We start from the raw sequence: 22,506 nt of genomic DNA on the forward strand, positions 1-22,506 counted from the left end.
TGGGAGGCGCGGAATCAGCCGGTGCGGCGTGGCCGATACCCTAGGGGCGTGACGTTCCCGGTAGTCGGCATGGTCGGCGGTGGTCAGCTCGCTCGTATGACACACGAGGCGGGCATCCCGTTGGGCATCAGGTTCAAGCTCCTCAGTGACACTCCTCAGGATTCCGCGGCCCAGGTGGTGAGCGACGTCGTCGTCGGCGACTATCGCGACCTGGACACGCTGCGCGAGTTCGCGCGGGGCTGTGACGTGATCACCTTCGATCACGAGCACGTCCCCACCGAGCACCTCCGGGCCCTGGAGGCGGACGGCATCCCCGTCCGTCCGGGCCCCGAGGCGCTCGTGCACGCCCAGGACAAGGGCGTGATGCGCGCGAAGCTCGACGCCATCGGCATCCCCTGCCCGCGGCACCGCATCGTGGCCGACCCGACGGACGTCGCCGCGTTCGCGGCGGAGGGCGAAGGCTTCCCGGTCGTCCTCAAGACGGTCCGCGGCGGCTACGACGGCAAGGGCGTGTGGGTCGTGAACTCCGCCGAGGAGGCCGAGGACCCCTTCCGCGCGGGCGTCCCCGTCCTCGCCGAGGAGAAGGTCGACTACGTCCGCGAGCTGGCCGCGAACGTCGTGCGCTCCCCGCACGGCCAGGCGGTCGCCTACCCGGTCGTCGAGTCCCAGCAGGTCGACGGCGTCTGCGACACGGTGATCGCCCCCGCCCCCGGCCTCGACGAGACCCTGGCGCTCGAGGCCGAGGAGATGGCCCTGACCATCGCCAAGGAACTCGGCGTCGTCGGCCATCTCGCCGTCGAGCTGTTCCAGACCCGCGACGGCCGCATCCTCGTCAACGAGCTGGCGATGCGCCCGCACAACTCGGGCCACTGGACCATGGACGGCGCGATCACCTCCCAGTTCGCCAACCACGTCCGCGCGGTCCTCGACCTCCCGCTCGGCGACCCGCGCCCGCGCGCCAGGTGGACGGTCATGGCCAACGTCCTCGGCGGCGACTACCCGGACATGTACTCCGCGTACCTGCACTGCATGGCCCGCGACCCCCGGCTGAAGATCCACATGTACGGCAAGGACGTGAAGCCCGGCCGCAAGGTCGGCCACGTCAACACCTACGGCGACGACCTCGACGACGTGCTGGAACGCGCCCGTCACGCTGCCGGCTACCTGAGAGGCACGATCACCGAATGAGCCCAGTCGCAGGCATCGTCATGGGGTCGGACTCCGACTGGCCCGTCATGGAGGCCGCCGCCCAGGCCCTCGACGAGTTCGAGATCGCGTACGAGGTCGACGTCGTCTCCGCGCACCGCATGCCGCGCGAGATGGTCGCCTACGGGGAGCAGGCCGCCGACCGCGGACTCAAGGTGATCATCGCCGGCGCGGGCGGCGCCGCCCACCTGCCCGGCATGCTCGCCTCCGTCACCCCGCTGCCGGTCATCGGCGTGCCCGTGCCGCTGAAGTACCTCGACGGCATGGACAGCCTCCTGTCGATCGTGCAGATGCCGGCCGGTGTCCCCGTCGCGACCGTCTCCGTCGGCGGCGCCCGCAACGCCGGTCTGCTCGCGGCCCGCATCCTCGCCGCGCACGACGAGGACCTCCTCGCGCGGATGCGCGACTTCCAGCAGGACCTCAACGACCAGGCCACCGAGAAGGGCAGGCGCCTGCGCGCCAAGGTCGAGGGCGGCGCAAACGGCGGCGGCTTCGGCTTCGGGAAGTGACGGCGATGACCTTCCTGGAGCAGGCCCGGGAGCTGCTGCGCGAACACCCCGTCGTCGACGGCCACAACGACCTCCCGTGGGCGCTGCGCGAACAGGTCCGCTACGACCTCGACGCCCGTGACATCGCCACCGACCAGCACACCCACCTGCACACCGACATTCCCCGCCTGCGCGCGGGCGGCGTCGGCGCGCAGTACTGGTCGGTGTACGTCCGCTCGGACCTGCCGGGCGCGGTCCCGGCGACGCTGGAGCAGATCGACTGCGTACGGCAGCTCATCGACCGTCACCCCGAGGCGCTCATGGCCGCCCTGACCGCGGCCGACATGGAGGCGGCGCGCGCTCAGGGCCGTATCGCCTCGCTCATGGGCGCGGAGGGCGGCCACTCCATAGCCAACTCGCTGGGCACCCTGCGCGGGCTGTACGCGCTCGGCGTGCGGTACATGACGCTCACCCACAACGACAACGTGGACTGGGCGGACTCCGCGACCGACGCGCCGAAGGCCGGCGGGCTGACGGCGTTCGGCCGCGAGGTCGTCCGGGAGATGAACCGCGAGGGCATGCTGGTCGACCTCTCGCACGTGGCGGCGACGACGATGCGGGACGCGCTCGACGTCTCCACCGCGCCGGTGATCTTCTCGCACTCCTCCTCGCGGGCGGTGTGCGACCACCCGCGCAACATCCCCGACGACGTGCTCGAGCGGCTGCCCGCCAACGGCGGCGTCGCCATGGTGACGTTCGTGCCGAAGTTCGTGCTCCAGGCGGCCGTGGACTGGACGGCCGCCGCGGACGAGAACATGCGCGCGCACGGCTTCCACCACCTCGACACCACCGCCGGGGCGATGAGGGTCCACCGCGCCTTCGAGGAGGCGAACCCCCGCCCGGTCGCCACCGTGGCGACGGTCGCCGACCACCTGGACCACATGCGCGAGGTCGCGGGCGTCGACCACCTCGGCATCGGCGGCGACTACGACGGCACCGCCTTCACCCCCGAGGGCCTCGGCGACGTCTCCGGCTACCCGAGGCTCCTCGCCGAACTGCTGGAACGCGGCTGGTCGAAGTCCGACCTCGCCAAGCTGACCTGGCAGAACGCGGTCCGGGTACTGGCCGCCGCGGAGGACGTGGCCCGCGACCTGCGGGCCACCCGCCCGCCGTCCAACGCGACGATCGAGTCGCTCGACGGCTGAGGCCGGCCGGAGCGGTACCGGAATGTCGTACCAGTGCGGTACGGTGCCCCGGTACCGCATTCGGAAGGGGTGGTCGTCCATGACCATAAGCGCCAGCGAAGCCCGCCGGGACCTGTTCCCCCTCATCAAGCGGGTCAACGACGACCACACGCCGGTCCGGATCAGCTCGAAGAACGGCGACGCGGTGATCATGTCGGCGGACGACTACGAGGCGTGGCAGGAGACGATCTATCTTCTCCGGTCACCGGCGAACGCGCGACGCCTGATGGAAGCCGTGGCCCGGGACAAGGCGGGGGCATCCACCGTCGCCAAGACCGTCGAGGAACTGCAGGACCTGGCGGGGGACGGGTGAGGAGCGTCCACTTCGACCCGGACGCCTGGGAGGATTTCCTCTTCTGGCTCGGTGCGGACCGCAAGGCCGCCCGCCGGATCACCCGCCTGATCGGGGAGATCCAGCGGGACCCCTTCACCGGCATCGGCAAGCCCGAGCCCCTGAAGGGCGACCTCTGCGGCTACTGGTCCCGCCGGATCGACGACGAGCACCGCCTCGTGTACCGAGCCGACGAGAAGGAAGTGAAGATCCTCAAGGCACGCTACCACTACCACGACTGAGCCCGGCGGCCTCGTGCGACCGCCGCCCGGCCGGTCCCGCGGGACCGCTGGCGGGATGCTCCCGGCGGCGTGCCGGGGCGTACCCCGAACGCGCCTTCCACCAGGAAGCGGCCCGCCCGCCGTGCGACGGTGACCGTACTGCCGACCGACGTACGGAGACCGTCATGGCCGACCTCCAGCACGACCTGCACACCACGCCGGAGGTCGGCGAAGTGCCGCGCCCGTTCCCCCCGACCGCGGACGTCCCCGCCGCCGGTGGCACCGCCCCGCCCGACCCGGACGCCGAGCTCCTCGACCGTGCCCACGCGCTCCTCGCCGTCCATCCCGTCGTCGACGGCCACAACGCCCTGCCCCGCGCCCTGCGCCGACTGCCGTTCCACGACCTCCAGCTCGGGGAGAGCGCCCTCGGCACCGACCTGCCCCGGCTGCGCGAGGGCCACGTCGGCGCCCTGTTCTGGTCACTGCACCCGCCGACGGGACTCGCCGCCACCCTGGAACAGATCGACCTCGTCCGGTCGGTGATCCGCGCCCACCCCGAGGGCCTGCGTCCCGCGCTCGGCGCCGGCGAGATCATCGACGCCCGCAACTGGGGCCGCGTCGCCGTCGTCCTCGGCCCGGCCCCGGCCGCCGCCCTCGACGACTCGCTCGGCGTCCTGCGCGTCCTGCACTCCCTCGGCCTGCGCGTCCTCACCCTCGCGGACACCTCCTGGGCGAGCGAGGCGGGCCTCACCCGGTTCGGCGAGGAGATCGTGCGCGAGATGAACCGGCTCGGGGTGCTCGCCGACCTCTCCGGCGCCTCCGACGCCACCATCGCCCGGACCCTCACCCTCTCCAGGGCCCCGGTCCTGTGCACCCGCTCCGCCGCCCGCGCCCTGCGCCCGCACCCCGACAACCTGCCCGACGAACTCCTCGCCGCCCTCGGCGCGGCCGGCGGCCTGTGCATGGTGCCGCTGGCCGCCGAACAGACCGGCTCCGTCCTCGGGGACGTCGCCGACCACCTCGACCACGTCCGTGAGATCGCCGGACCCGGCTGCGTCGGCCTGTCCGGCACCCACGACTCCGGCGCCGCCCACCCCCAGGACCTCGCCGACGTCGCCGGTTACCCGCACCTGATCGCCGAACTCCTCCACCGCGGCTGGCCGGAGTCCGACATCGCCCGGCTGACCTGGGGGAACATCCAGCGCGTCCTGCGCACCGCGGACGTCACCGCCCAGACGGCACAGCAACGCAGGGAGCCGTCCACGGCGACGATCACGAGCCTGGACGGCGGCGCCTGACCGGACCGGTCACCGTCACCGTCATCGTCGTCGTCAAGAGGCGTGCTCGATCCGGCACAGGCAGAACGGGTGCCCCGCCGGGTCGGCGTACACCTGGAAGTCCTTCTTCTCCCGGTCCTCCAGATCCAGCGGCCGTGCGCCCAGCTCCAGCACGCGGGCGTGGGCCGCGTCGACCTCCTCCCAGGTGGCACCGGCGTCGAGGTCGAGGTGGAACTGCTGCGCGTTGCGGTCGGCGCGCGGCCACTCGGGCGGGGTCAGTCCCTCCGCCCGCTGGAAGGCCAGCCGGGGCCCGCCGGGGACCTGGAGGACGTACCAGTCGTCGTCCCCCTCCTCGGCGTCCGGGGTACCGCCGAGAAGGGCGGCGTAGAACTCGGCGAGAGCGCGCGGATCGGGGCAGTCGAGCACGACGGAACGCATACGGACGGCGGGTGCCATGAGAGTCTCCTCGGTCGGAATGCGACGGACACCGAGGCGGACGGGTGCCCGGACGGGCCGCCGCCCTAACGCACAGGGGGTTCACACCTCACGCGCCGCGTCCGTACGGCACAATGCAGGCGGACGCCGGTTCGGCCGACTGAGCCTCGGCCGAACCGGCGTCACCCGCCCGCCGCGCCCCCGCGTCCCGCTCGCACCCGCCTCAGGCGGTCGGGCGGCCCATCGCCCGGTACGTCCAGCCGGCCTTGCGCCACAGCACCGGGTCGAGCGCGTTGCGCCCGTCCAGGATCAGCCGCGCGGCCGTGACCTCGCCGAGCACGGCCGGGTCCAGCTCCCGGAACTCCCGCCACTCGGTCAGGTGCAGGACGACGTCGGCGCCCCGGACGGCCTCCAGGGCCGAGTCGGCGTAGCCGAGCGTCGGGAAGACGCGGCGGGCGTTGTCCATGCCCTTGGGGTCGTAGACGGTCACCTGGCCGCCCTGGAGGTGGATCTGCCCGGCGACGTTCAGCGCCGGCGAGTCCCGCACGTCGTCCGAGTCCGGCTTGAAGGTCGCGCCGAGCACGGCGACCCGCCTGCCGAGGAACGGCCCCCCGCCCAGCGACTGCCGGGCCAGCTCCACCATCTGCCCGCGCTGGCGCATGTTGATCGAGTCGATCTCGCGCAGGAAGGTCAGCGCCTGGTCGGCGCCCAGCTCGCCCGCGCGGGCCATGAACGCCCGGATGTCCTTCGGCAGACACCCGCCGCCGAAGCCGATGCCGGCCCGCAGGAACTTCTTTCCGATCCGGTCGTCGTGCCCGATGGCCTCCGCCAGCTTGGCCACGTCACCGCCGGCGGCCTCGCACACCTCCGCCATCGCGTTGATGAAGGAGATCTTGGTGGCGAGGAAGGAGTTCGCGGAGGTCTTCACCAGCTCGGCCGTCGGGAAGTCCGTGACGACGAACGGCGAACCCTCCCCGACCGGCCCCGCGTACACCTCCCGCAGCGTCCGCTCGGCCCGCTCGCTGCGCACCCCGACCACGATCCGGTCCGGGTGCAGGGTGTCCTGCACCGCGAAGCCCTCCCGCAGGAACTCCGGGTTCCACGCCAGTTCCGCGTCCTCGCCGGCCGGCGCCAGCTCCGCGATCGTGCGGGCCAGCCGGTCCGCGGAGCCCACCGGCACGGTCGACTTGCCCACCACCAGCGCGGGCCGCTCCAGATGCGGGGCGAGCGAGGCGATCGCGGACTCGACGTACGACATGTCGCAGGCGTACTCGCCGTGCTTCTGCGGGGTGTTCACGCACACGAAGTGCACGTCGCCGAACGCGCCGACCTCCGCCCAGTCCTGGGTGAAGCGCAGCCGCCCGCTGGAGCCCTCGAACCCGGCGACGTGCCGGCGCAGCAGCTCCTCCAGGCCCGGCTCGTACATCGGGGTCTCGCCCCGTTCCAGCATCTCGATCTTCTCGCGCACGACGTCGAGCGCCAGCACCTCGAATCCCAGTTCGGCCATGGCCGCGGCGTGCGTGGCACCGAGATAACCGGTGCCGATCACGGTGATCTTGAGGGCCATGCGTGCTCCTGGGCTGGGTCGGGCGGGGGCCGGATGCGCGCAACGAGCATAGTCGGGGCGTACGGGCGCCCCTCACCGGGCAGTTCACCGGTGCGGAGACCCTGTCGCCAAGCTCACGTATCACTGTCGTGGGCAGGCCTCTAAAATTTGAGTTACTTAACGGTAATTAGCGAGATCACCCCAGCGTTCTTGGAGCGTGAGAGACCTTGGCCGGATCGGCTGACTTCGACCTGTACCGCCCGTCCGAGGAGCACGACATGCTCCGGGACGCCATCCGCTCGCTGGCCGAGGCGAAGATCGCGCCGTACGCCGCGGCGGTCGACGAGGAGGCCCGCTTCCCCCAGGAGGCCCTCGACGCGCTGGTCGCCAGCGACCTGCACGCGGTGCACGTTCCCGAGGAGTACGGCGGCGCCGGCGCCGACGCGCTCGCCACGGTCATCGTCATCGAGGAGGTGGCCCGCGCCTGCGTGTCCTCCTCCCTGATCCCGGCCGTGAACAAGCTCGGCTCCCTCCCGGTGATCCTGTCCGGCTCCGAGGACCTGAAGAAGAAGTACCTGGCGCCGCTGGCCAAGGGCGACGCGATGTTCTCGTACTGCCTCTCCGAGCCCGACGCCGGCTCGGACGCGGCCGGCATGAAGACCCGCGCCGTGCGCGACGGCGACCACTGGATCCTCAACGGCGTCAAGCGCTGGATCACCAACGCGGGCGTCTCCGAGTACTACACGGTGATGGCCGTCACCGACCCGGCCAAGCGCTCCAAGGGCATCTCGGCGTTCGTCGTGGAGAAGTCCGACCCGGGCGTCTCCTTCGGCGCCCCGGAGAAGAAGCTCGGCATCAAGGGCTCCCCGACCCGCGAGGTCTACTTCGACAACGTCCGCATCCCCGCCGACCGCATGATCGGCGAGGAGGGCACCGGCTTCGCCACCGCGATGAAGACCCTCGACCACACCCGCATCACCATCGCCGCCCAGGCCCTCGGCGTCGCCCAGGGCGCCTTCGACTACGCCAAGGGCTACGTCCAGGAGCGCAAGCAGTTCGGCAAGGCGATCGCCGACTTCCAGGGCATCCAGTTCATGCTCGCCGACATGGCCATGAAGATCGAGGCCGCCCGCCAGCTCACCTACGCCGCCGCCGCGAAGTCCGAGCGTCTCGACGCCGACCTCACCTTCCAGGGCGCGGCCGCCAAGTGCTTCGCCTCCGACGTCGCCATGGAGGTCACCACGGACGCCGTCCAGCTCCTCGGCGGCTACGGCTACACCCGCGACTACCCGGTCGAGCGCATGATGCGCGACGCCAAGATCACCCAGATCTACGAGGGCACCAACCAGGTCCAGCGGATCGTCATGGCCCGCAACCTGCCGTAACGCCTTCGCGCCGTACGACTGTCGCCCCCGACCCGCGGAACGGGCTGGGGCGACAGTCGTGTGCGGACAGGTTTCAGGTGAACAGCGGCTCCAGCGCCCTCTCCAGGTCGGCCACCGTGCGGAAGTGGACGGCCGTCATGCCGAGGGCGGCGGCCGCCTCGACGTTCTCCAAGGAGTCGTCGACGAACAGGCAGCGCTCGGGGCGTACGCCCGCCCGTGCCGCGCCCAGTTCGAGGATGCGGCGGTCGGGCTTGGCGAGACCGACGCGGGCGCTGCTGACGACCTCGTCGGCCAGCTCGGTCAGGCCCATGGCCTCCAGGTCGCGCTCCAGCCCGAGCGTGGCGTTGGTGACGAGGACCAGCGGCACCCGGACCCGTGCCCGGCGCAGCAGTTCCAGCACCGTCACGTCGGCCCGGAAGGGCGACTCCAGCAGGGCGGTGCCCAGCGCCCAGCCCGTCTCCTCGTCCACCAGCCCGGCCAGGCCGGCCGCGATGGACGCCACCCACTCCTGCTCGGTGATCCGCCCCAGCAGCAGCGGTCCGACGGCCTCGGGCGAGAACGCCACCTTCTTGGTGGTGCCCTCCGCGACCCCCGCGACCCGCTCCAGCGACTCCAGGTGGGTGGAGTCGAAGGTCCGGATCACGTTGTCGACGTCGCACAGGACCGCGTCGAAGGGCCGTGCGGCGGCAGACCGGTCAGTCACCCGACACCGTGACCTTCTCGTCGTTCTTCAGCTGGCTCACCAGCTGCTTCACCTTCGCCTTGTCCCAGACGAGGTTGCCGCCCGTGGACCCCGAGATCGGCATGTTCATCGACTTGCCGTCGCCGCCGTTGACGCCCTTCATCGCGAAGAACATCGACCCCAGGTCGTACAGGCCCATGTCCTTGTCGACGATCAGGGTGTCCAGGCCGGCGCTCATGGTCGGGTACAGCTTGAACGGGTTGAGGACCGTGCCCGGCGTGGCCACCTGGTTGGCGAGGGCCGCGAGGAACTTCTGCTGGTTCTTCGTACGGTCCAGGTCGGAACCGGCGAGCGCGTACCGGGTGCGGACGAAGGCGAGGGACTCCTCGCCGTTCAGGGTCTGCTTGCCCTTCTTGAGGTCCGCGCCGGACTTGGTGTCCTTGATGTCCTGCGGGATGTCGATCTCGACGCCGCCGACCGCGTCCACGATGTTGGCGAAGCCGGCGAAGCCGATCTCCACGTAGTGGTCGATGCGCAGCCCGGTGTTGAACTCGATCGTGCGGACGAGCAGCTCCGGGCCGTCCGTCGCGTACGCCGCGTTCAGCTTGGTGTGCCGGCCCGTGCCCTCGTAGCGCTTGCCGGACTCCGAGCCCACGAACGACGGTATCTCCACGTCGGAGTCGCGGGGCAGCGAGATCAGCGTGTCGCCGTTGGACCCGGTGTGCAGGATCATCATCGAGTCCGTGCGCTTGCCCTCGGCGGAGCCGGTGTGCAGCGCCTTCTTCTCCTCGGCGGACATGCCCTCACGGCTGTCGGAGCCGACGATGAGGAAGTTGGTGCCCTCGCCGGCCTCGGGCCGGTCGATGACCTTCGACAGGTCGACCTCGCGGTTCAGCTTGGAGTCGGCCCAGAAGTACGTCCCGACGGTCGTCACGACCAGCACGGTCGCGACACTGATCGCGGTCCACTTGATCCGGCGGCGCCAGTCGGGCGCGGGGCGCGGGGCACCGGCGTCGTGGCCGCCCGGCCCGTCGGATCCGCCGCCGTAGACCTGGCCCGTGCTGTAACCGCTGTCGTATCCGGTGTTCCGAGCATTGGTGTAGTCACCGCCGCCGTCGCCGCCGTATCCGTGGCCGTCGACGTACGACGGCTGCGGCGGGACGCCGGCGCCCTGCGGCGGGGCGGCCGGACCGCGGCGGACCTGTCGCATCACGCGCGCGCTCTCGGGCTGTGCGCTCGCGCCGCCGCGTCCGTAGCCGGAGCCGCGGTTGTTGTCGGACCATCCCTCGGGCCAGTCATTCATGCGCCTTAGTGTGCCGGGAAGCGCTGTGTCCCTTACAGGGGCGTCGGAGAATCAGCGCCCCGCTGTTGCCAACCTGACACAAAGTCCCGGCTTGTCCGCCTCGGCATAAGGTGGAGGCCATGACAGACCAGGTCACCCCAGTGGACTCGGACACCTCGGATGCATCGGACATCCCGGGCAAGCCCACGTCCGCGTCGCGCACCACGCTCAGCCACATCATGAGCCACAACGACACCAACCTCCTGGGCACGGTGCACGGTGGCGTGATCATGAAGCTCGTCGACGACGCGGCGGGCGCGGTCGCCGGCCGGCACTCCGGCGGACCCGCCGTCACCGCGTCCATGGACGAGATGGCGTTCCTCGAGCCGGTCCGCGTCGGTGACCTCGTCCATGTGAAGGCCCAGGTCAACTGGACCGGCCGGACCTCCATGGAGGTCGGCGTGCGGGTGCTGGCCGAACGCTGGAACGAGTCGGCGCCGCCCACCCAGGTCGGCTCCGCCTACCTCGTCTTCGCCGCCGTCGACGCCGACGGCAAGCCCCGCCGCGTCCCCCCGGTCCTGCCCGAGACCGACCGCGACCGCCGCCGCTACCAGGAGGCCCAGATCCGCCGCACCCACCGGCTGTCCCGCCGCCGCGCCATCCTGGAACTGCGGGAGCGCCGGGTGGCGGAGGGCTTCGACGACTGAGACGGCCGAGGCGATCGAGACAACTGAGGCGGCCGAGACGGCCGAGACGGTGATCGGTCCGCCCGTCCCGGTGCCCCCTCGGCCCGGCGGAACCGGGCGGTCAGGCGCAGCCCACCTCGTCGCCGCGGACCACCGCGGACTCGCCCCGGCCCGGGGCGTCCGCCCGCACCTTGCGGACGTGGTGGGACTCCGCGCCGGTGGTGACCCTCAGGGTGGGGCCGAGGCCCGGGACCGGGCGCAGCACGCTGCCGGGGAGGGCGGCGGCCAGGGACTTCGCGGAGCGGTCCCAGCGGGGGTCGTGGGAGACGACCGTGCGGCGCACCGAGGTGTCGCGGGCCGTGGCCGGCTGTCCGGTCGTACGGAAGCCGGTGGCGCGCAGGGCCGTGTCGACCTGCTTGGCCAGGCCGGGCGTGCGGGTGCCGTTCTCCACCTGGACGCGGATCTGCTGCGGGGCCACCTCCACGCGCACGGCCCGGTCGCGGGGACGCGGCGCCGTGGCGAGGGGCTTGTCGTCGCGCAGGGCCCCGAAGAGGCGCTCGGCGCGGACCGGGTCCCACTTCACGGTCGAGCCGATGCCCTTCACGGCGTACCCCATCCGCCCGATGGGGACGGTCGCGAACTCCGAGGAGGAGGGGGAGAAGGTGCGCATCGCCCGGCCGAGGTCCAGCAGCTCGTCCGTGCCGAAGCCGCGGTCGGCCCGCACCGAGCCCAGCACCGCCCGCGTCACGTCGCGGAACTTCAGCGGGTTCAGCAGGATCCCGGAGGAGGTCGCCCGGTCCACCAGCCCCGCCAGGAAACGCTGCTGACGTTTCATCCGGCCGAGGTCGGAGGAGGCGTCGGCGTGCCGGGAGCGGACGTACCGGAGGGCCTCGCCGCCGCGCAGGGTGTGGTTGCCGGGCGCGAGGTCGAGGCCGGTGTAGGAGTCGGTCAGCCGCCGGTCCGTGCAGATCCGCACGCCGCCGAGGACGTCGACGGTCTTCATGAAGCTGGTGAAGTCGACCTCCAGATAGTGGTCGATCTTCACGTGGGTCATGTGCTCGACGGTCCGCACGGTCAGCTGCGGTCCGCCCTCCGCGTACGCCGCGTTGATCTTGATCGGGTGGCCGTGGTGTTCCTCACCGGTGGTCCGGTCGGTGTGCGGGGGCGTCTCGGCGTAGGAGTCGCGCGGCAGGCTCACCACGCTCGCCCGGTCCCGGTCCTCCGAGATGTGCACGATCATCAGCGTGTCGGTGCAGTGGCAGGGCGCGCCGCCGAGCCGGTAGCGCCGCCGTTCGGCCTCGGTGATCCGGTCGCGCCCGTCGGTGCCGACCATCAGCACGTTCATGCCGTGGCCGGCCCGCGGACGGTTCTTCATGTCCCTGAAGGGGTCGACGCGGGCGATCCCGGAGTCGAGGCCGCTGACCAGGGAGTGGCCGATCCCCGCGGAGGCCAGCACGACGACCGAGAGCGTCATGGCCGCCCGCACGGCCCAGCGGGGACGTTTCCTCGGTGCGGGGCGGGCCGGCCGGGGCGGCGGGCGGCGCGCCGGCCGGGAGGCGGGGGACCGGGGCGGGGTGGGGGACAAGCGGGTCACCTCCGGGCGACGGCCGTACGAGGCGTACGAGGGAGCCGTGAGCACCGTAGGCCGATACGATCCGCCGCCCGCAGCACGCACCGGGCGGCGCGCACCGGTGTCCCCCGTTCGCGGTAACGTGATGCTCCTATGAACGCGAAGTCCGACGTGCAGCTCCCCGCCGTGTCCGTCATCATGCCCGTCCTCAACGAGGAGCGGCATCTGCGCGGAGCGGTCCAAGCGATCCTCGCGCAGGAGTACGCAGGCGAGATGGAGGTCGTGATCGCCCTCGGTCCGTCCACGGACCGCACGGACGAGATCGCCGCCCGGCTCGTAGCCGAAGACCCGCGCGTGCACACGGTCCCCAATCCCACCGGGCGTACGCCCGCCGCCCTGAACGCCGCGATCAAGGCCTCGCGCCATCCGGTCGTCGTCCGCGTCGACGGGCACGGCATGCTCTCGCCGAACTACATCGCCACCGCCGTACGGCTCCTGGAGGAGACCGGCGCGCAGAACGTCGGCGGCATCATGCACGCCGAGGGCGAGAACGACTGGGAGCACGCGGTCGCCGCCGCGATGACCTCGAAGATCGGTGTCGGCAACGCCGCCTTCCACACCGGGGGACAGGCCGGTCCGGCCGAGACCGTCTACCTCGGCGTCTTCCGGCGCGAGGCGCTGGAGCAACAGGGCGGCTACAACGAGGAGTTCATCCGCGCCCAGGACTGGGAGCTGAACTTCCGCATCCGTGAGGCCGGCGGACTGATCTGGTTCTCGCCCGAGCTGAAGGTGTCCTACCGCCCGCGGCCCAGCGTCAAGGCGCTCGCCAAGCAGTACAAGGACTACGGCCGTTGGCGGCACGTCGTCGCCCGCTACCACGAGGGCTCCATCAACCTGCGCTATCTCGCCCCGCCGACCGCGGTGTGCGCGATCGCGGCCGGGACCGTGGTCGGCGCCGCCCTCACCCCGCTCGGCTTCCTGATCCCGGGCGGCTACCTGGCGGCGATCGCCCTCGGCTCGCTGCCGGCCGGCAAGGGACTGCCGCTCAAGGCGCGCCTGCAGATCCCGGTGGCCCTCGCCACCATGCACATGTCGTGGGGATTCGGCTTCCTGACCAGCCCGAAGTCGCTGGCGAAGAAGGTCATCGCCTCCCGCCGCCCCGCGGTCCTCAGCGCGAACTGAGCACCGCGCGGCGGCCGGTGGGCCCGGTCTACCAGGTGTAGGCCGGGTCCACGTGCATGCACTGGCTGGTGTCGGCGGCGTTCATCGTCTCCGCCGAGGCGGGCGTCCTGTCGTCCTTCACCGGCGCCTTGTACGCCGTGCCCGAACGCCAGTCCGCGCCCACGAAGAGGGTGACCCCGGAGACCTCGGTGGACCGCTTCACCTGGCCCGCCGGGATCCCGAGGACCTTCGCCACCCGCAGCGCGTCGGCCTGGAGGTCGGCGCTCGGGTAGCGGATCACCGTCGTCTTCTCGGGGGTGGCCGGCGAGGTGTCCGCCTTGGCCCCGGTGAAGCCCTTGCCGGCCAGCAGCTGCGTCACCGCGGCCGCCCGTCCGCGGGCCGCGCCCAGCGTGTCGGTGTACGTGCCGTTGTGGACCTGCACGGCGATCTCGTCGTCCGCGGCGGCCGCGTCCGTGACCGACGGGGACGGGCTCGCGGTGGCCTTCGCGGCGTCCTTGCCGTCCAGGGCGATGTCCTCGCGCACCAGCCGGAACAGCTTCTCGGCGTCCTCGGTGGGCACCACCCGGCCGGGCTGCGCGGTGTCGTACCGGTTGGGCATCGTCGTCATGGTGATGCGCTCGGTGGGCACCTTCTGCAGCTCGGTCGCCAGGTCGTACATCTTCTTGATGCTGTCCAGGCCGTCGTCGACGGTGATCGCCCGCGTGGCCGCCTCGGCGAGCTTGCGCAGTCCGTTCGGGTTGGTCAGTCTCGCCTCCGAGCGCAGCTGACGGACCATCGAGTTCATGTACATGTGCTGCGCCTTGGCCCGCGCCAGGTCGGTGTCGTCCTCGAAGCCGTAACGGGTGCGCAGCCACTGCAGGGCCTGCTCGCCCTTGATGTCGTGGGTGCCCTCCGCCAGCTTCAGGCCGGAGCCCTTGCCGGTGCTGGTGTGCGAGTGGACGTTGGCGTCCACGCACACCGGGACGCCGCCGATCGCGTCCGCCATCGACACCACGCCGGCGAAGTCGATCATCATGAAGTGGTCGATGTGGATGTCGGTGAGCTTCTCCCAGGTGGCCACCGTGCACCCCGGACCGCCGCGCCCCAGCGAGGAGTTGGTGATCTCCCGGGTGAGCGCCCGGTACACCTCGCCGGTGTCCGGGTCGGTGCACTTGGGGATGTCGAGCAGGGTGTCGCGCGGCATGCTCACCACCGACATGTTGCTGCGGTCCGCGGACACGTGCAGCAGCATCTGGACGTCGGCGAGAGGCGTGCCGTTGAAGGTGTCCCTGGCCCCGCCGAGCTTCTGGTTCTCCGCGGTGTCCCGGGCGTCGGAACCGATCAGCAGGATGTTCAGCGCCGTCTGTCCGGCCTCGTTGGCCTTGGTGTCCGCCGCCCGGTCCTTGGCGTCGCCCAGGTTCAGTTCGTCGCTCTTGATGTTGGCGTTGAGATGCTCGTAGTAGAGGTATCCGGCCCCCGCGCCGCCCAGTATCACCAGGGTGAGCACGGTCGCCGACCAGCGCAGCGCGCGCCGTCTGCGCCCTCTGCGGCCGCTGCCGCCGCCGTCCCGGGCGCCGTCACCGGCCCCGCCCGCGCCGCCGCCGTCCTGGGTGCCGCCGTCCGTGCCGCCGTCCTGGGCGTCGTCCTCCGTGCCGCCGCCCTCGGCCGTCGTCACGTCGTCCGCCGCCGTGGACGTGGTGTCCCCGGTCCCGGGAACCGTCCCCCGTACAGTGCTCCGCCCCACTGGCCCTGCCCCTCCCCGCCGTGCGCCTGACATGACACGGGCCCGTCCCGCGTCAAGTCAGACGCTTGACGGGCCCGCAGGGTTACCTACTTGGCGCACTCGACCTTGTCCGCCGTGGACTTGTCGACCGTGTCCGGCACGGTCGTCGGGGCCGTGAGCGAGACGCCCGCGCCCTTGAAGTCCTTGCCCAGTGTCAGCGTCATCGTCGGCAGACCCTGGGCGTTGGTGACGCTCTTGCCCGGCTTCAGCGCGGTCCCCGGCAGCCCCATGACGGCGGCGAGCTTGCGTGCCTGGGCGGCCTGTTCCGGCGCGTACTCGAGCGTCGTCCTGCTGAGGTTCTCGGGGGCGTTGCCCGCGTTCTCGGACTTCGTCACGCCCTGATCATTCTGCAGCCAGCTGAGAGTGGCCTGTGCGCTGCCGGCCTTGGCACCGCCGTTCATCACCTGCACCCGCACCTCGGAGGCCGCGGACTGGGTGCCCTTGAGCCGGGCCGCCGCGGCCGCGGCCGCCGCGTCCTTCGACGCCTTCGCCTGCTCCTTCACCTCGGTGAAGGACACGTCGTCCTGGATCATCCGGAAGACGGTGGGCGCGGTCGACTGGTCCAGGACGACCGTGGCCTTGACCTTCTCGGCCGGGTTGTCGACGACGGGCACGGTGGTGAAGGTCAGGTTCTTGGTGTTGAGCTTGCCCAGCTCCAGACCGAGATCCTTCAGCTTGGAGATGCTGTCCAGCTGGGAGTCGACGGTGAGCGCCTTCGTGCCCGCCTCCGCCAGCTTGATCATCTTGGTGGGGCTGGTGAGCGTGTCGTTCGACTTCAGCTTGCGCATCAGCGAGCCGAGGAACTGCTGCTGGATCGCGATCCGGCTCAGGTCGCCGCCGAAGCCCACCGAGTGCCGGGTGCGCAGGAACGCCAGCGCCTGCTCGCCCTGGATGGTGTGCGTGCCCTCCGACAGCTTCAGGTGCGAGTCCGGATCGTCGATGTCCTTGGCCAGACACACCTCGACCCCGTCGACCGCCGACGTCAGCGTCTTGACCGCGTTGAAGTCGGCCACCATGAAATTGTCCGCCTGGACGCCGGTCAGCTCGGTCACCGTGCGCACGGTGCAGCTCGGCGTACGGCCGTCCTGGCCCAGGCTGGTGTTGAAGCGGGCGCCCTCGGTGCCCTTGATGACCTTGCTGGTGCCGTCCTCCTGCTCGGTCGGGCAGTCCGGGACGTCCACGATCAGGTCGCGCGGGATGCTCAGCGCGGTCGCGTTCGTCCGGTCCTTGGAGACGTGCAGCAGGATCGTGGTGTCGGCGTGGCCCGGGCTGCCGGAGTCGCCGTAGCCCTCGTTGCCCGCGCCGGTGCGCTTGTCGGTGCCGATCAGCAGGATGTTGATCGCCTTGTCCTTGCTGAAGCCACCGGTGCTCGCGCCGTCGTCGGACACGGAGGTGATGTTGTCGTTGAGGTGCTCGAGGTAGAGGTAGGCCGCACCGGCGGTGCCCACCAGGACGAAGGCCATGACGCCGCCGGTCCACAGCAGGACCTTCTTCGTCTTCGCCTTCTTCTTCACCGGCCGGCGCCCGCGCCTGCTCGGCGACGGCTCCTCCGGCGCGCTCCGCCGGCGGCGCGGCTCCGGAACCTCCGGCGCCTCCCGTTCCGGAGCCGCCGTGCGGCTGCCGGAGACGGGCTCGGGATCCGGCCCGCCGCCCGCCGCACGGGCGGGACGTCTGCGGGGTCCGGGCACCGCCGACTGCGGTGCGGAAGGGGCCAGTCGCAGTTCGTATTCGCCGGTGTCCGGATTGAGCACCCACTGGTCTGCGGGGTCGATGTTCTCCGCCCGCCCACGGCCTTGCGCGTCCACGGTTGTCCGAATCCTCCGTCGGGGCCACGCGGCGCCTTTCCCCCCTCTAAGGCGCTCGGGTCTCGGTCACACAGTGCTCGACCCCAGAACGGTCCTCAGGCCGGGTGCACCGGATCGCTCACACTATCCGCCAAGTTCGGCGCGCAGCGACGGCGGTGACAAATTCCACTTCCCTACAACCGGGCAATACGGGTTAATTCCTTGAACTGGAGTTCGCCGTGACCGGCCGGCTTGGGAAGCGTTTTACCCGCGGCCGTGCGCGCGGCTCACGTGCAGGTGTGATCGCCTGCCGTGTTTCCCCGGAAAGTCGGTTCGACGGGACTCGGTGACGCGTACACATCGTGATCGGGCGACTCCGAAGAGGTGGAACTCCCCGGCTCTTTCCGGGTGACGGAGACGGGCGCGTCCGTCCTCAACCGCTCGAAGAGCTTCTCCGCCGCGGGCTCCACGAGCTGGTCGCGATCGGCGTCGTAGACGTACGACTCCCGCGGGACTGTCAGGAAGCGCACCTGTTCGGTGGGAATGTCGCGCAGGCCGCGCACGAGGTCGTACAGACCGCGCAGGTTCGCCAGGGCCGGGTCGGTGGTGAGCGAGGACGTGGCCGCGTCCAGCACCGGGTACAACTTCACCGGATTCAGCAGGACGTCATTGCTCTGCGCCTTGTCGACGAGCGCGCCGAGGAACCGCTGCTGCCGGTCCATCCGGTCGGTGTCGCTGCCGTCGCCGAGGGTCTTGCGGGCACGGACGTAGCCGAGGGCCTGCTCGCCGTCGAGCGTCACCCGCCCCGCGGGCAGCCGCAGCTTGGCCGCCTCGTCACGGATCGGCTCCTTCAGGCACACCTCGACGCCGTCGAGGGCGTCGACCATCTTCTTGAAGCCGTGGAAGTCGACGACGACGTGATGGTCGATCCGGATGCCCGTCAGCTTCTCCACCGTCCGGATCGTGCAGGCCGAACCGCCCGTCTGGAACGAGTGGTTGAACATCGCGAACATCGGCGCCGACCGGGAACCGTCCGGCCGTCGGCAGGCCGGCACGTCCACCATGAGATCGCGGGGTATCGACACGGCGGTCGCGCTGCGCCGCCCGGCGGACAGATGCAGCAGGATCGTCGTGTCCGACCGCTCGGTCCCCGAGTCCCGCCCGTACGCGCCGTTGCCGTCCCCCGCGCGCGAGTCCGAACCGATCAGCAGCACGTTCCGCGCGTCCTTCACCAGAGCGGTCGGCCGCTCCTCGGCGTACCGCGCCAGCTCCGCCGCGGCCGCCTCGTCCGGCGTGATGTTCGCGTCGAGCTTGGCGTACACCACCCACCCGGCCACCCCGGCCCCCACCACCAGCAGCAGCGCCGTCCCCAGCCCGGCCCCCACCCACCGCCGCCGACGCCGGCGCGCGAGCCCCGCACCGAGAGCGGACGCCCCGCTCCCCGGCCCGAGAGGCCGGGCCGCCCCGCTTGCCGGCCCGAGGGGTTCTGACGCGTCCTCACTCCCGCTCACGCCGGCCCCCCTCCCGCTCACCGTACGAAAACGCCGTGCAGTCCCTACGACGATGCCGGGAGCGGAGGCGAAGCGCGGTCGGGGGGAGGCCGAACGGGTGACGGGACGGGGAGCGGGCCGGCGGACGGCCGCCCGTGGATCCGGTGGCCCCTGAGGCCGGGTCCGGGCCTCAGGGGCCGTCCGTCGGCCGGGGCGTCGCGGCTACCGCGCCGTGGCCGTCACCCGTTCGCTGTCGATGCGCCTGGTCAGGGTCTCCTCCGACGCCTCGTCCAGGTTCCGGCACAGCACGACCGAGCCGCCGGTGGCCAGGGGGGCGTACAGGCCGGCGCTGAGGCCCTCCCAGGTGTCGTACGGCAGGCCCGACAGGAGGCGGGAGCCGGGGCCCGTGAGGCCGAGGGCCGGCGCGTCGGCGCGGGCGCGCTCCACCAGCTCCGCGCCCGTGTACTCCGCCCCGGCCACGATCAGCGCGGGCTCCTCGGGGTCGACGGGCGCGTACGGCGCGAAACGGTCGCCGTGGGCCGGGACGTCCACCGCGTAGTCGGCGTACCCCTGCGGCGGCGCCGGGACGAACCGGCGGCCCAACGGCGCGAGCGACAGCGCGTACCGCTCGCCCCGGCACGCCAGCCCCGCCTCGAACCGGCCGGGCCCGGCCACGACGAAGTCCGCGCGGGCCGGATCACCGGCCACGTCCGCGACGACCCCGACCGAGGAACAGGCCACCAGCCACACCGCCGTCTGCCAGTGCGCGGGCAGCAGCAGCGCGACGCGGTCACCGGGTTCGGCGGACAGCCCGTCCTGGAGGAGGTTGGCGGTCTTGGCCACCCAATTGGCGAAGGTGGCCACGGACAATTCCACCCGTTCGCCCGTGGTGTCGTCGTAGAAGGTCACCAGGGGGCGGGCGGGATCCGCGGCGAGCGCGGAACGCAGCAGGTCGGCGGGGGTGCGGTCAGTGGCGTTCACCCGCGTCAGGGTACGCGCAGCCCCCGGGCGAACGCCCGCCACCGGGCCACCGGTTCGGCCGAACGCCCTCCGACGCCCCGTCAAAGCCCCAATGGACAGAAATGTGTGGCTATGTCCACGATCGGTGGCATGCGTGGACTGCTTGCTTCCTCGATCGGCGTCACCTGTGCGGCCGTACTAGCCCTCCCGCTGACGCCCCCCGCCTCCGCTGTGACGACGCGTCTGGCGTCGACCGCGCAGGCGGCGCCCGCCGTGGCCCGGCCCGCCGGCCCCGCCGCCCCGCTCGCCGGCAGCACCCAGTCGCTGCCCCTGACCCCCCTCGCCCGCGACCGTGCCGCCGGCGGCACCGGAGCCGAACAGGGCCTGCCACCCCGCGACGTACGGTCCTTCTCCCTCCTCGGCGTCGTCTGGGACGACCCGGACGCCGAACTGCACGGCCGCGTCCAGGTCCGTACGCGCGCCGTCGGCACCGGCACCTGGTCCGACTGGCAGGACGTCGAGACGCACAACGCCGACCACGGCGCCGACCCCGACACACCCGAACGCGCCTCGGGCCACGTCCGCGGCGCCACCGCCCCGCTGTGGGTGGGGGAGTCGGACGGCGTCGAGGTCCGCGTCAGCCCGGACGCCGAGCCGCGTACGGAGGACACCGCGGACGGCTCCCGCACCATGTCCTCGCCCCTGGAGCTCCCCGCGGGGATGCGCCTGGAGCTCGTCGACCCCGGCACCACCGCCCCCGCCCACGCCCCCGTGGGCCCACTCCGCGGCCGGGCCGCGACCGCTCGGGCCGCGGCCGACGCCCCTGTCGACGCGGTCGCGGGCACGGCGGCGGAGCCGGCCGCCGGCACGACGGTCGAGTCGGTGGAGGCCTCCGCGGCCAACGCCGCCCTCGCCCCCCTCGACGCCTCCGAGATCCCCGCCCTCGACCTCGCGGGCACCGAACGCGAACTCCTCACCCTCCGCTCCGGCGAACTGACGGCGGCTCAGCGCGCGAAGCCGTACATCGGTCCCCGCCCCGGCATCGTCACGCGCCGCGGCTGGGGCGCCGACGAGACGCTGCGGGCGAAGAGCTTCGTGTACACGACGAAGGTCAAGGCCGCCTTCGTGCACCACACGGCCTCGGGGAACACGTACAAGTGCTCACAGGTCCCGTCCCTCATCCGCGGTATCTACCGCTACCACGTCAAGAGCATGGGCTGGCGGGACATCGGCTACAACTTCCTCGTCGACAAGTGCGGCACCATCTACGAGGGCCGCGCCGGGGGCGTGGCGAAGCCGGTCCTGGGCGCCCACACCCTCGGCTTCAACAGCAACAGCATGGGAATCGCCGTCCTCGGCACGTTCACGTCCACCAAGCCGTCCGCCGCGGCGGTCAAGGGCGTCGCCCGCCTCACGGCATGGAAGCTGGGACTGTTCGGCGCCAATCCGAACGGAAAGACATACCTGAAGTCCGGCGGTGGCAATCTCTACCGAAAAGGTAAGAACGTACGACTGAACGTGATCTCCGGACACCGGGACGGCTTCGCCACGGAATGCCCAGGACGGCAGCTCTACGGCAAGCTCGGCTCGGCCCGTACGACCGCGGCCGGCTACCAGGGCCGCTGACGCCGCGAAGCCGGTACCCGGGGCCGGGGGAGGCCCCGCCGGGCCCCGGCCGGACGGAGGGCACGTCCAGCCGGGGGGGCACCGTCCATAGCCGTCGGGGGGACTGCGCGTGGAACACCGCACGGCCATCGAAGTTGCCGCACAACGGTCTGCATACACTGGCCGGCCGAAAGACAGTTCGGCCGGTCCCGGCAGGAAGCAGAGACGAAGGTGACAGAAGCGATCCTCCTGGTCGGCGGCAAGGGCACCCGGCTGCGCCCGCTCACGGTGCACACGCCCAAGCCCATGGTCAGGGCGGCGGGGGTGCCGTTCCTCACGCACCAGCTGGCACGGGCGAGAGCGGCGGGCGTGGACCACATCGTCCTCGCGACGAGCTATCTGGCCGAGGTCTTCGAGCCGTACTTCGGCGACGGCTCGTCGCTGGGCCTGCACATCGAGTACGTCACGGAGGAGGAGCCCCTCGGCACCGGCGGCGCCATCCGCAACGTCGCGTCCCGGCTCCGTTCGGGACCCGACGACCCGGTGCTGGTCTTCAACGGCGACATCCTCACCGGCCTGGACATCGGACGGCTGGTGGCCACCCACGAGGAGACGGCGGCGGACGTCTCGCTGCACCTCACGAGGGTGACGGACCCGAGGGCGTACGGCCTGGTCCCCACGGACGGCACGGGCAGGGTCCTGGCCTTCCTGGAGAAGCCCCAGACCCCCGAGGAGATCGTCACCGACCAGATCAACGCGGGCGCCTACGTCTTCCGCCGCTCGGTCATCGACAGCATCCCGGCCGGCCGCCCGGTCTCGGTGGAACGCGAGACGTTCCCCGGCCTCCTGTCCGCCGGCGCCCACCTGCAGGGGATGGTCGACTCGACGTACTGGCTGGACCTGGGCACCCCGGCGGCCTTCGTCCGGGGCTCGGCGGACCTGGTCCTCGGCCGTGCCCCGTCCCCCGCGGTCCCCGGCCGCTGCGGCGACCGCCTGATCCTGCCGACGGCCACGGTCGCGCCCGACGCCAAGCTGACCGGCGGCACGGTGGTCGGCGAGGGCGCGTTCGTCGCGGAGGGCGCGCGCGTCTTCGGCTCGACGATCCTGCCCGGCGCGGTGATCGAACCCGGCGCGGTCATCACCGACTCCCTCATCGGCGCCCGGGCCCGCGTGGGCGAACGCTCGATCCTCACCGGCACGGTCATCGGCGACGGCGCGGTGGTCGGCGCCGACAACGAACTCCGTGACGGAGCGAGAGTGTGGTGCGACGCGAGGATCCCGGCGGCCGCCCTGAGATTCTCCTCGGACCGGTAGCCGCCGAAGGGTAGCCGCCGAAGGGTAGCCGCCGACCGGCAGGCGCCGGCCGGCCC

At 71.8% G+C, this 22,506-nt stretch carries 20 protein-coding genes; 11 read left to right on the top strand and 9 right to left on the bottom strand.

What is annotated here, in order from left to right:
* Positions 1-48: 48 nt before the first annotated feature.
* The 6 genes from ACIP5W_RS28775 to ACIP5W_RS28800 all read left to right on the top strand — a co-directional run bounded on the left by ACIP5W_RS28775 (position 49) and on the right by ACIP5W_RS28800 (position 4,788).
* Positions 49-1,188, top strand: a complete 1,140-nt coding sequence (locus tag ACIP5W_RS28775; protein ID WP_401479623.1) for a 5-(carboxyamino)imidazole ribonucleotide synthase — start codon at positions 49-51, stop codon at positions 1,186-1,188.
* A complete protein-coding gene (purE, locus tag ACIP5W_RS28780; protein WP_401479626.1) occupies positions 1,185-1,715 on the top strand; it encodes a 5-(carboxyamino)imidazole ribonucleotide mutase in 531 nt (176 codons plus the stop codon). The genes ACIP5W_RS28775 and purE overlap by 4 nt, the downstream gene beginning before the upstream one ends.
* Positions 1,716-1,720: 5 nt before the next feature.
* Complete coding sequence (locus tag ACIP5W_RS28785) at positions 1,721-2,899, top strand: dipeptidase (RefSeq protein WP_401479726.1); 1,179 nt, start codon at positions 1,721-1,723, stop codon at positions 2,897-2,899.
* Positions 2,900-2,978: 79 nt separating this feature from the next.
* Positions 2,979-3,251, top strand: coding sequence for a type II toxin-antitoxin system Phd/YefM family antitoxin (locus ACIP5W_RS28790; protein ID WP_401479629.1), 273 nt, complete (start codon positions 2,979-2,981; stop codon positions 3,249-3,251).
* Positions 3,248-3,511: a Txe/YoeB family addiction module toxin gene (locus ACIP5W_RS28795; RefSeq protein ID WP_401479632.1), complete on the top strand. Its 264-nt coding sequence runs from the start codon at positions 3,248-3,250 to the stop codon at positions 3,509-3,511. The genes ACIP5W_RS28790 and ACIP5W_RS28795 overlap by 4 nt, the downstream gene beginning before the upstream one ends.
* 164 nt (positions 3,512-3,675) lie before the next feature.
* On the top strand, positions 3,676-4,788 hold the full coding sequence (locus ACIP5W_RS28800; RefSeq protein ID WP_401479635.1) for a dipeptidase: 1,113 nt from the start codon (positions 3,676-3,678) through the stop codon (positions 4,786-4,788).
* Between the two features lie 33 nt (positions 4,789-4,821).
* Here ACIP5W_RS28800 and ACIP5W_RS28805 read toward each other — a convergent pair whose 3' ends face one another.
* On the bottom strand, positions 4,822-5,223 hold the full coding sequence (locus ACIP5W_RS28805; protein ID WP_401479637.1) for a VOC family protein: 402 nt from the start codon (positions 5,221-5,223) through the stop codon (positions 4,822-4,824).
* 202 nt (positions 5,224-5,425) lie between these two features.
* The gene (locus tag ACIP5W_RS28810; RefSeq protein WP_401479640.1) at positions 5,426-6,769 is read right to left on the bottom strand and encodes a UDP-glucose dehydrogenase family protein; all 1,344 of its coding nucleotides are present in this window, start codon (positions 6,767-6,769) and stop codon (positions 5,426-5,428) included.
* A 206-nt stretch (positions 6,770-6,975) separates the two neighbouring features.
* Here ACIP5W_RS28810 and ACIP5W_RS28815 point away from each other — a divergent pair, with 206 nt between their 5' ends.
* Complete coding sequence (locus tag ACIP5W_RS28815; RefSeq protein ID WP_401479643.1) at positions 6,976-8,133, top strand: acyl-CoA dehydrogenase; 1,158 nt, start codon at positions 6,976-6,978, stop codon at positions 8,131-8,133.
* A gap of 73 nt (positions 8,134-8,206) precedes the next feature.
* On the opposite strand, the gene ACIP5W_RS28820 is transcribed toward ACIP5W_RS28815, so the two are convergent.
* The gene (locus tag ACIP5W_RS28820; protein WP_401479646.1) at positions 8,207-8,836 is read right to left on the bottom strand and encodes an HAD-IA family hydrolase; all 630 of its coding nucleotides are present in this window, start codon (positions 8,834-8,836) and stop codon (positions 8,207-8,209) included.
* The gene (locus ACIP5W_RS28825) at positions 8,829-10,118 is read right to left on the bottom strand and encodes an LCP family protein (RefSeq protein ID WP_401479649.1); all 1,290 of its coding nucleotides are present in this window, start codon (positions 10,116-10,118) and stop codon (positions 8,829-8,831) included. Before ACIP5W_RS28825 ends, ACIP5W_RS28820 begins: the two co-directional genes overlap by 8 nt.
* 119 nt (positions 10,119-10,237) lie before the next feature.
* On the opposite strand from ACIP5W_RS28825, the gene ACIP5W_RS28830 reads away from it, so the two are divergent.
* Positions 10,238-10,804 carry an acyl-CoA thioesterase gene (locus ACIP5W_RS28830; RefSeq protein ID WP_401479652.1) on the top strand — a complete coding sequence of 189 codons (567 nt, stop codon included), beginning with the start codon at positions 10,238-10,240 and terminating at the stop codon, positions 10,802-10,804.
* A 100-nt stretch (positions 10,805-10,904) separates the two neighbouring features.
* On the opposite strand, the gene ACIP5W_RS28835 is transcribed toward ACIP5W_RS28830, so the two are convergent.
* A complete protein-coding gene (locus tag ACIP5W_RS28835; RefSeq protein WP_401479655.1) occupies positions 10,905-12,257 on the bottom strand; it encodes an LCP family protein in 1,353 nt (450 codons plus the stop codon).
* Between the two features lie 249 nt (positions 12,258-12,506).
* Between ACIP5W_RS28835 and ACIP5W_RS28840 the strand changes: the two genes are divergently transcribed.
* On the top strand, positions 12,507-13,535 hold the full coding sequence (locus ACIP5W_RS28840; RefSeq protein WP_401479659.1) for a glycosyltransferase family 2 protein: 1,029 nt from the start codon (positions 12,507-12,509) through the stop codon (positions 13,533-13,535).
* 28 nt (positions 13,536-13,563) lie between these two features.
* On the opposite strand, the gene ACIP5W_RS28845 is transcribed toward ACIP5W_RS28840, so the two are convergent.
* The 4 genes from ACIP5W_RS28845 to ACIP5W_RS28860 form a co-directional block, all read right to left on the bottom strand.
* The gene (locus tag ACIP5W_RS28845) at positions 13,564-15,291 is read right to left on the bottom strand and encodes an LCP family protein (RefSeq protein ID WP_401479661.1); all 1,728 of its coding nucleotides are present in this window, start codon (positions 15,289-15,291) and stop codon (positions 13,564-13,566) included.
* Positions 15,292-15,344: 53 nt separating this feature from the next.
* Complete coding sequence (locus ACIP5W_RS28850) at positions 15,345-17,102, bottom strand: LCP family protein (protein WP_401479664.1); 1,758 nt, start codon at positions 17,100-17,102, stop codon at positions 15,345-15,347.
* A 266-nt stretch (positions 17,103-17,368) separates the two neighbouring features.
* The gene (locus ACIP5W_RS28855) at positions 17,369-18,466 is read right to left on the bottom strand and encodes an LCP family protein (protein ID WP_401479667.1); all 1,098 of its coding nucleotides are present in this window, start codon (positions 18,464-18,466) and stop codon (positions 17,369-17,371) included.
* A gap of 327 nt (positions 18,467-18,793) precedes the next feature.
* Positions 18,794-19,552 (bottom strand): TIGR03089 family protein, encoded by a 759-nt coding sequence (locus tag ACIP5W_RS28860; protein WP_401479670.1) that lies wholly within the window; start codon positions 19,550-19,552, stop codon positions 18,794-18,796.
* Positions 19,553-19,681: 129 nt separating this feature from the next.
* On the opposite strand from ACIP5W_RS28860, the gene ACIP5W_RS28865 reads away from it, so the two are divergent.
* Together ACIP5W_RS28865 and ACIP5W_RS28870 are read left to right on the top strand one after the other, a co-directional pair.
* Positions 19,682-21,157 (top strand): peptidoglycan recognition protein, encoded by a 1,476-nt coding sequence (locus ACIP5W_RS28865; protein ID WP_401479673.1) that lies wholly within the window; start codon positions 19,682-19,684, stop codon positions 21,155-21,157.
* Between the two features lie 210 nt (positions 21,158-21,367).
* Entirely contained in the window at positions 21,368-22,450 is a 1,083-nt protein-coding gene (locus tag ACIP5W_RS28870; protein ID WP_401479675.1) for a sugar phosphate nucleotidyltransferase, read from the top strand.
* Positions 22,451-22,506 lie beyond the last annotated feature (56 nt).

The sequence above is a fragment of the Streptomyces sp. NPDC088766 genome (assembly GCF_044750845.1).
Taxonomy (GTDB): domain Bacteria; phylum Actinomycetota; class Actinomycetes; order Streptomycetales; family Streptomycetaceae; genus Streptomyces.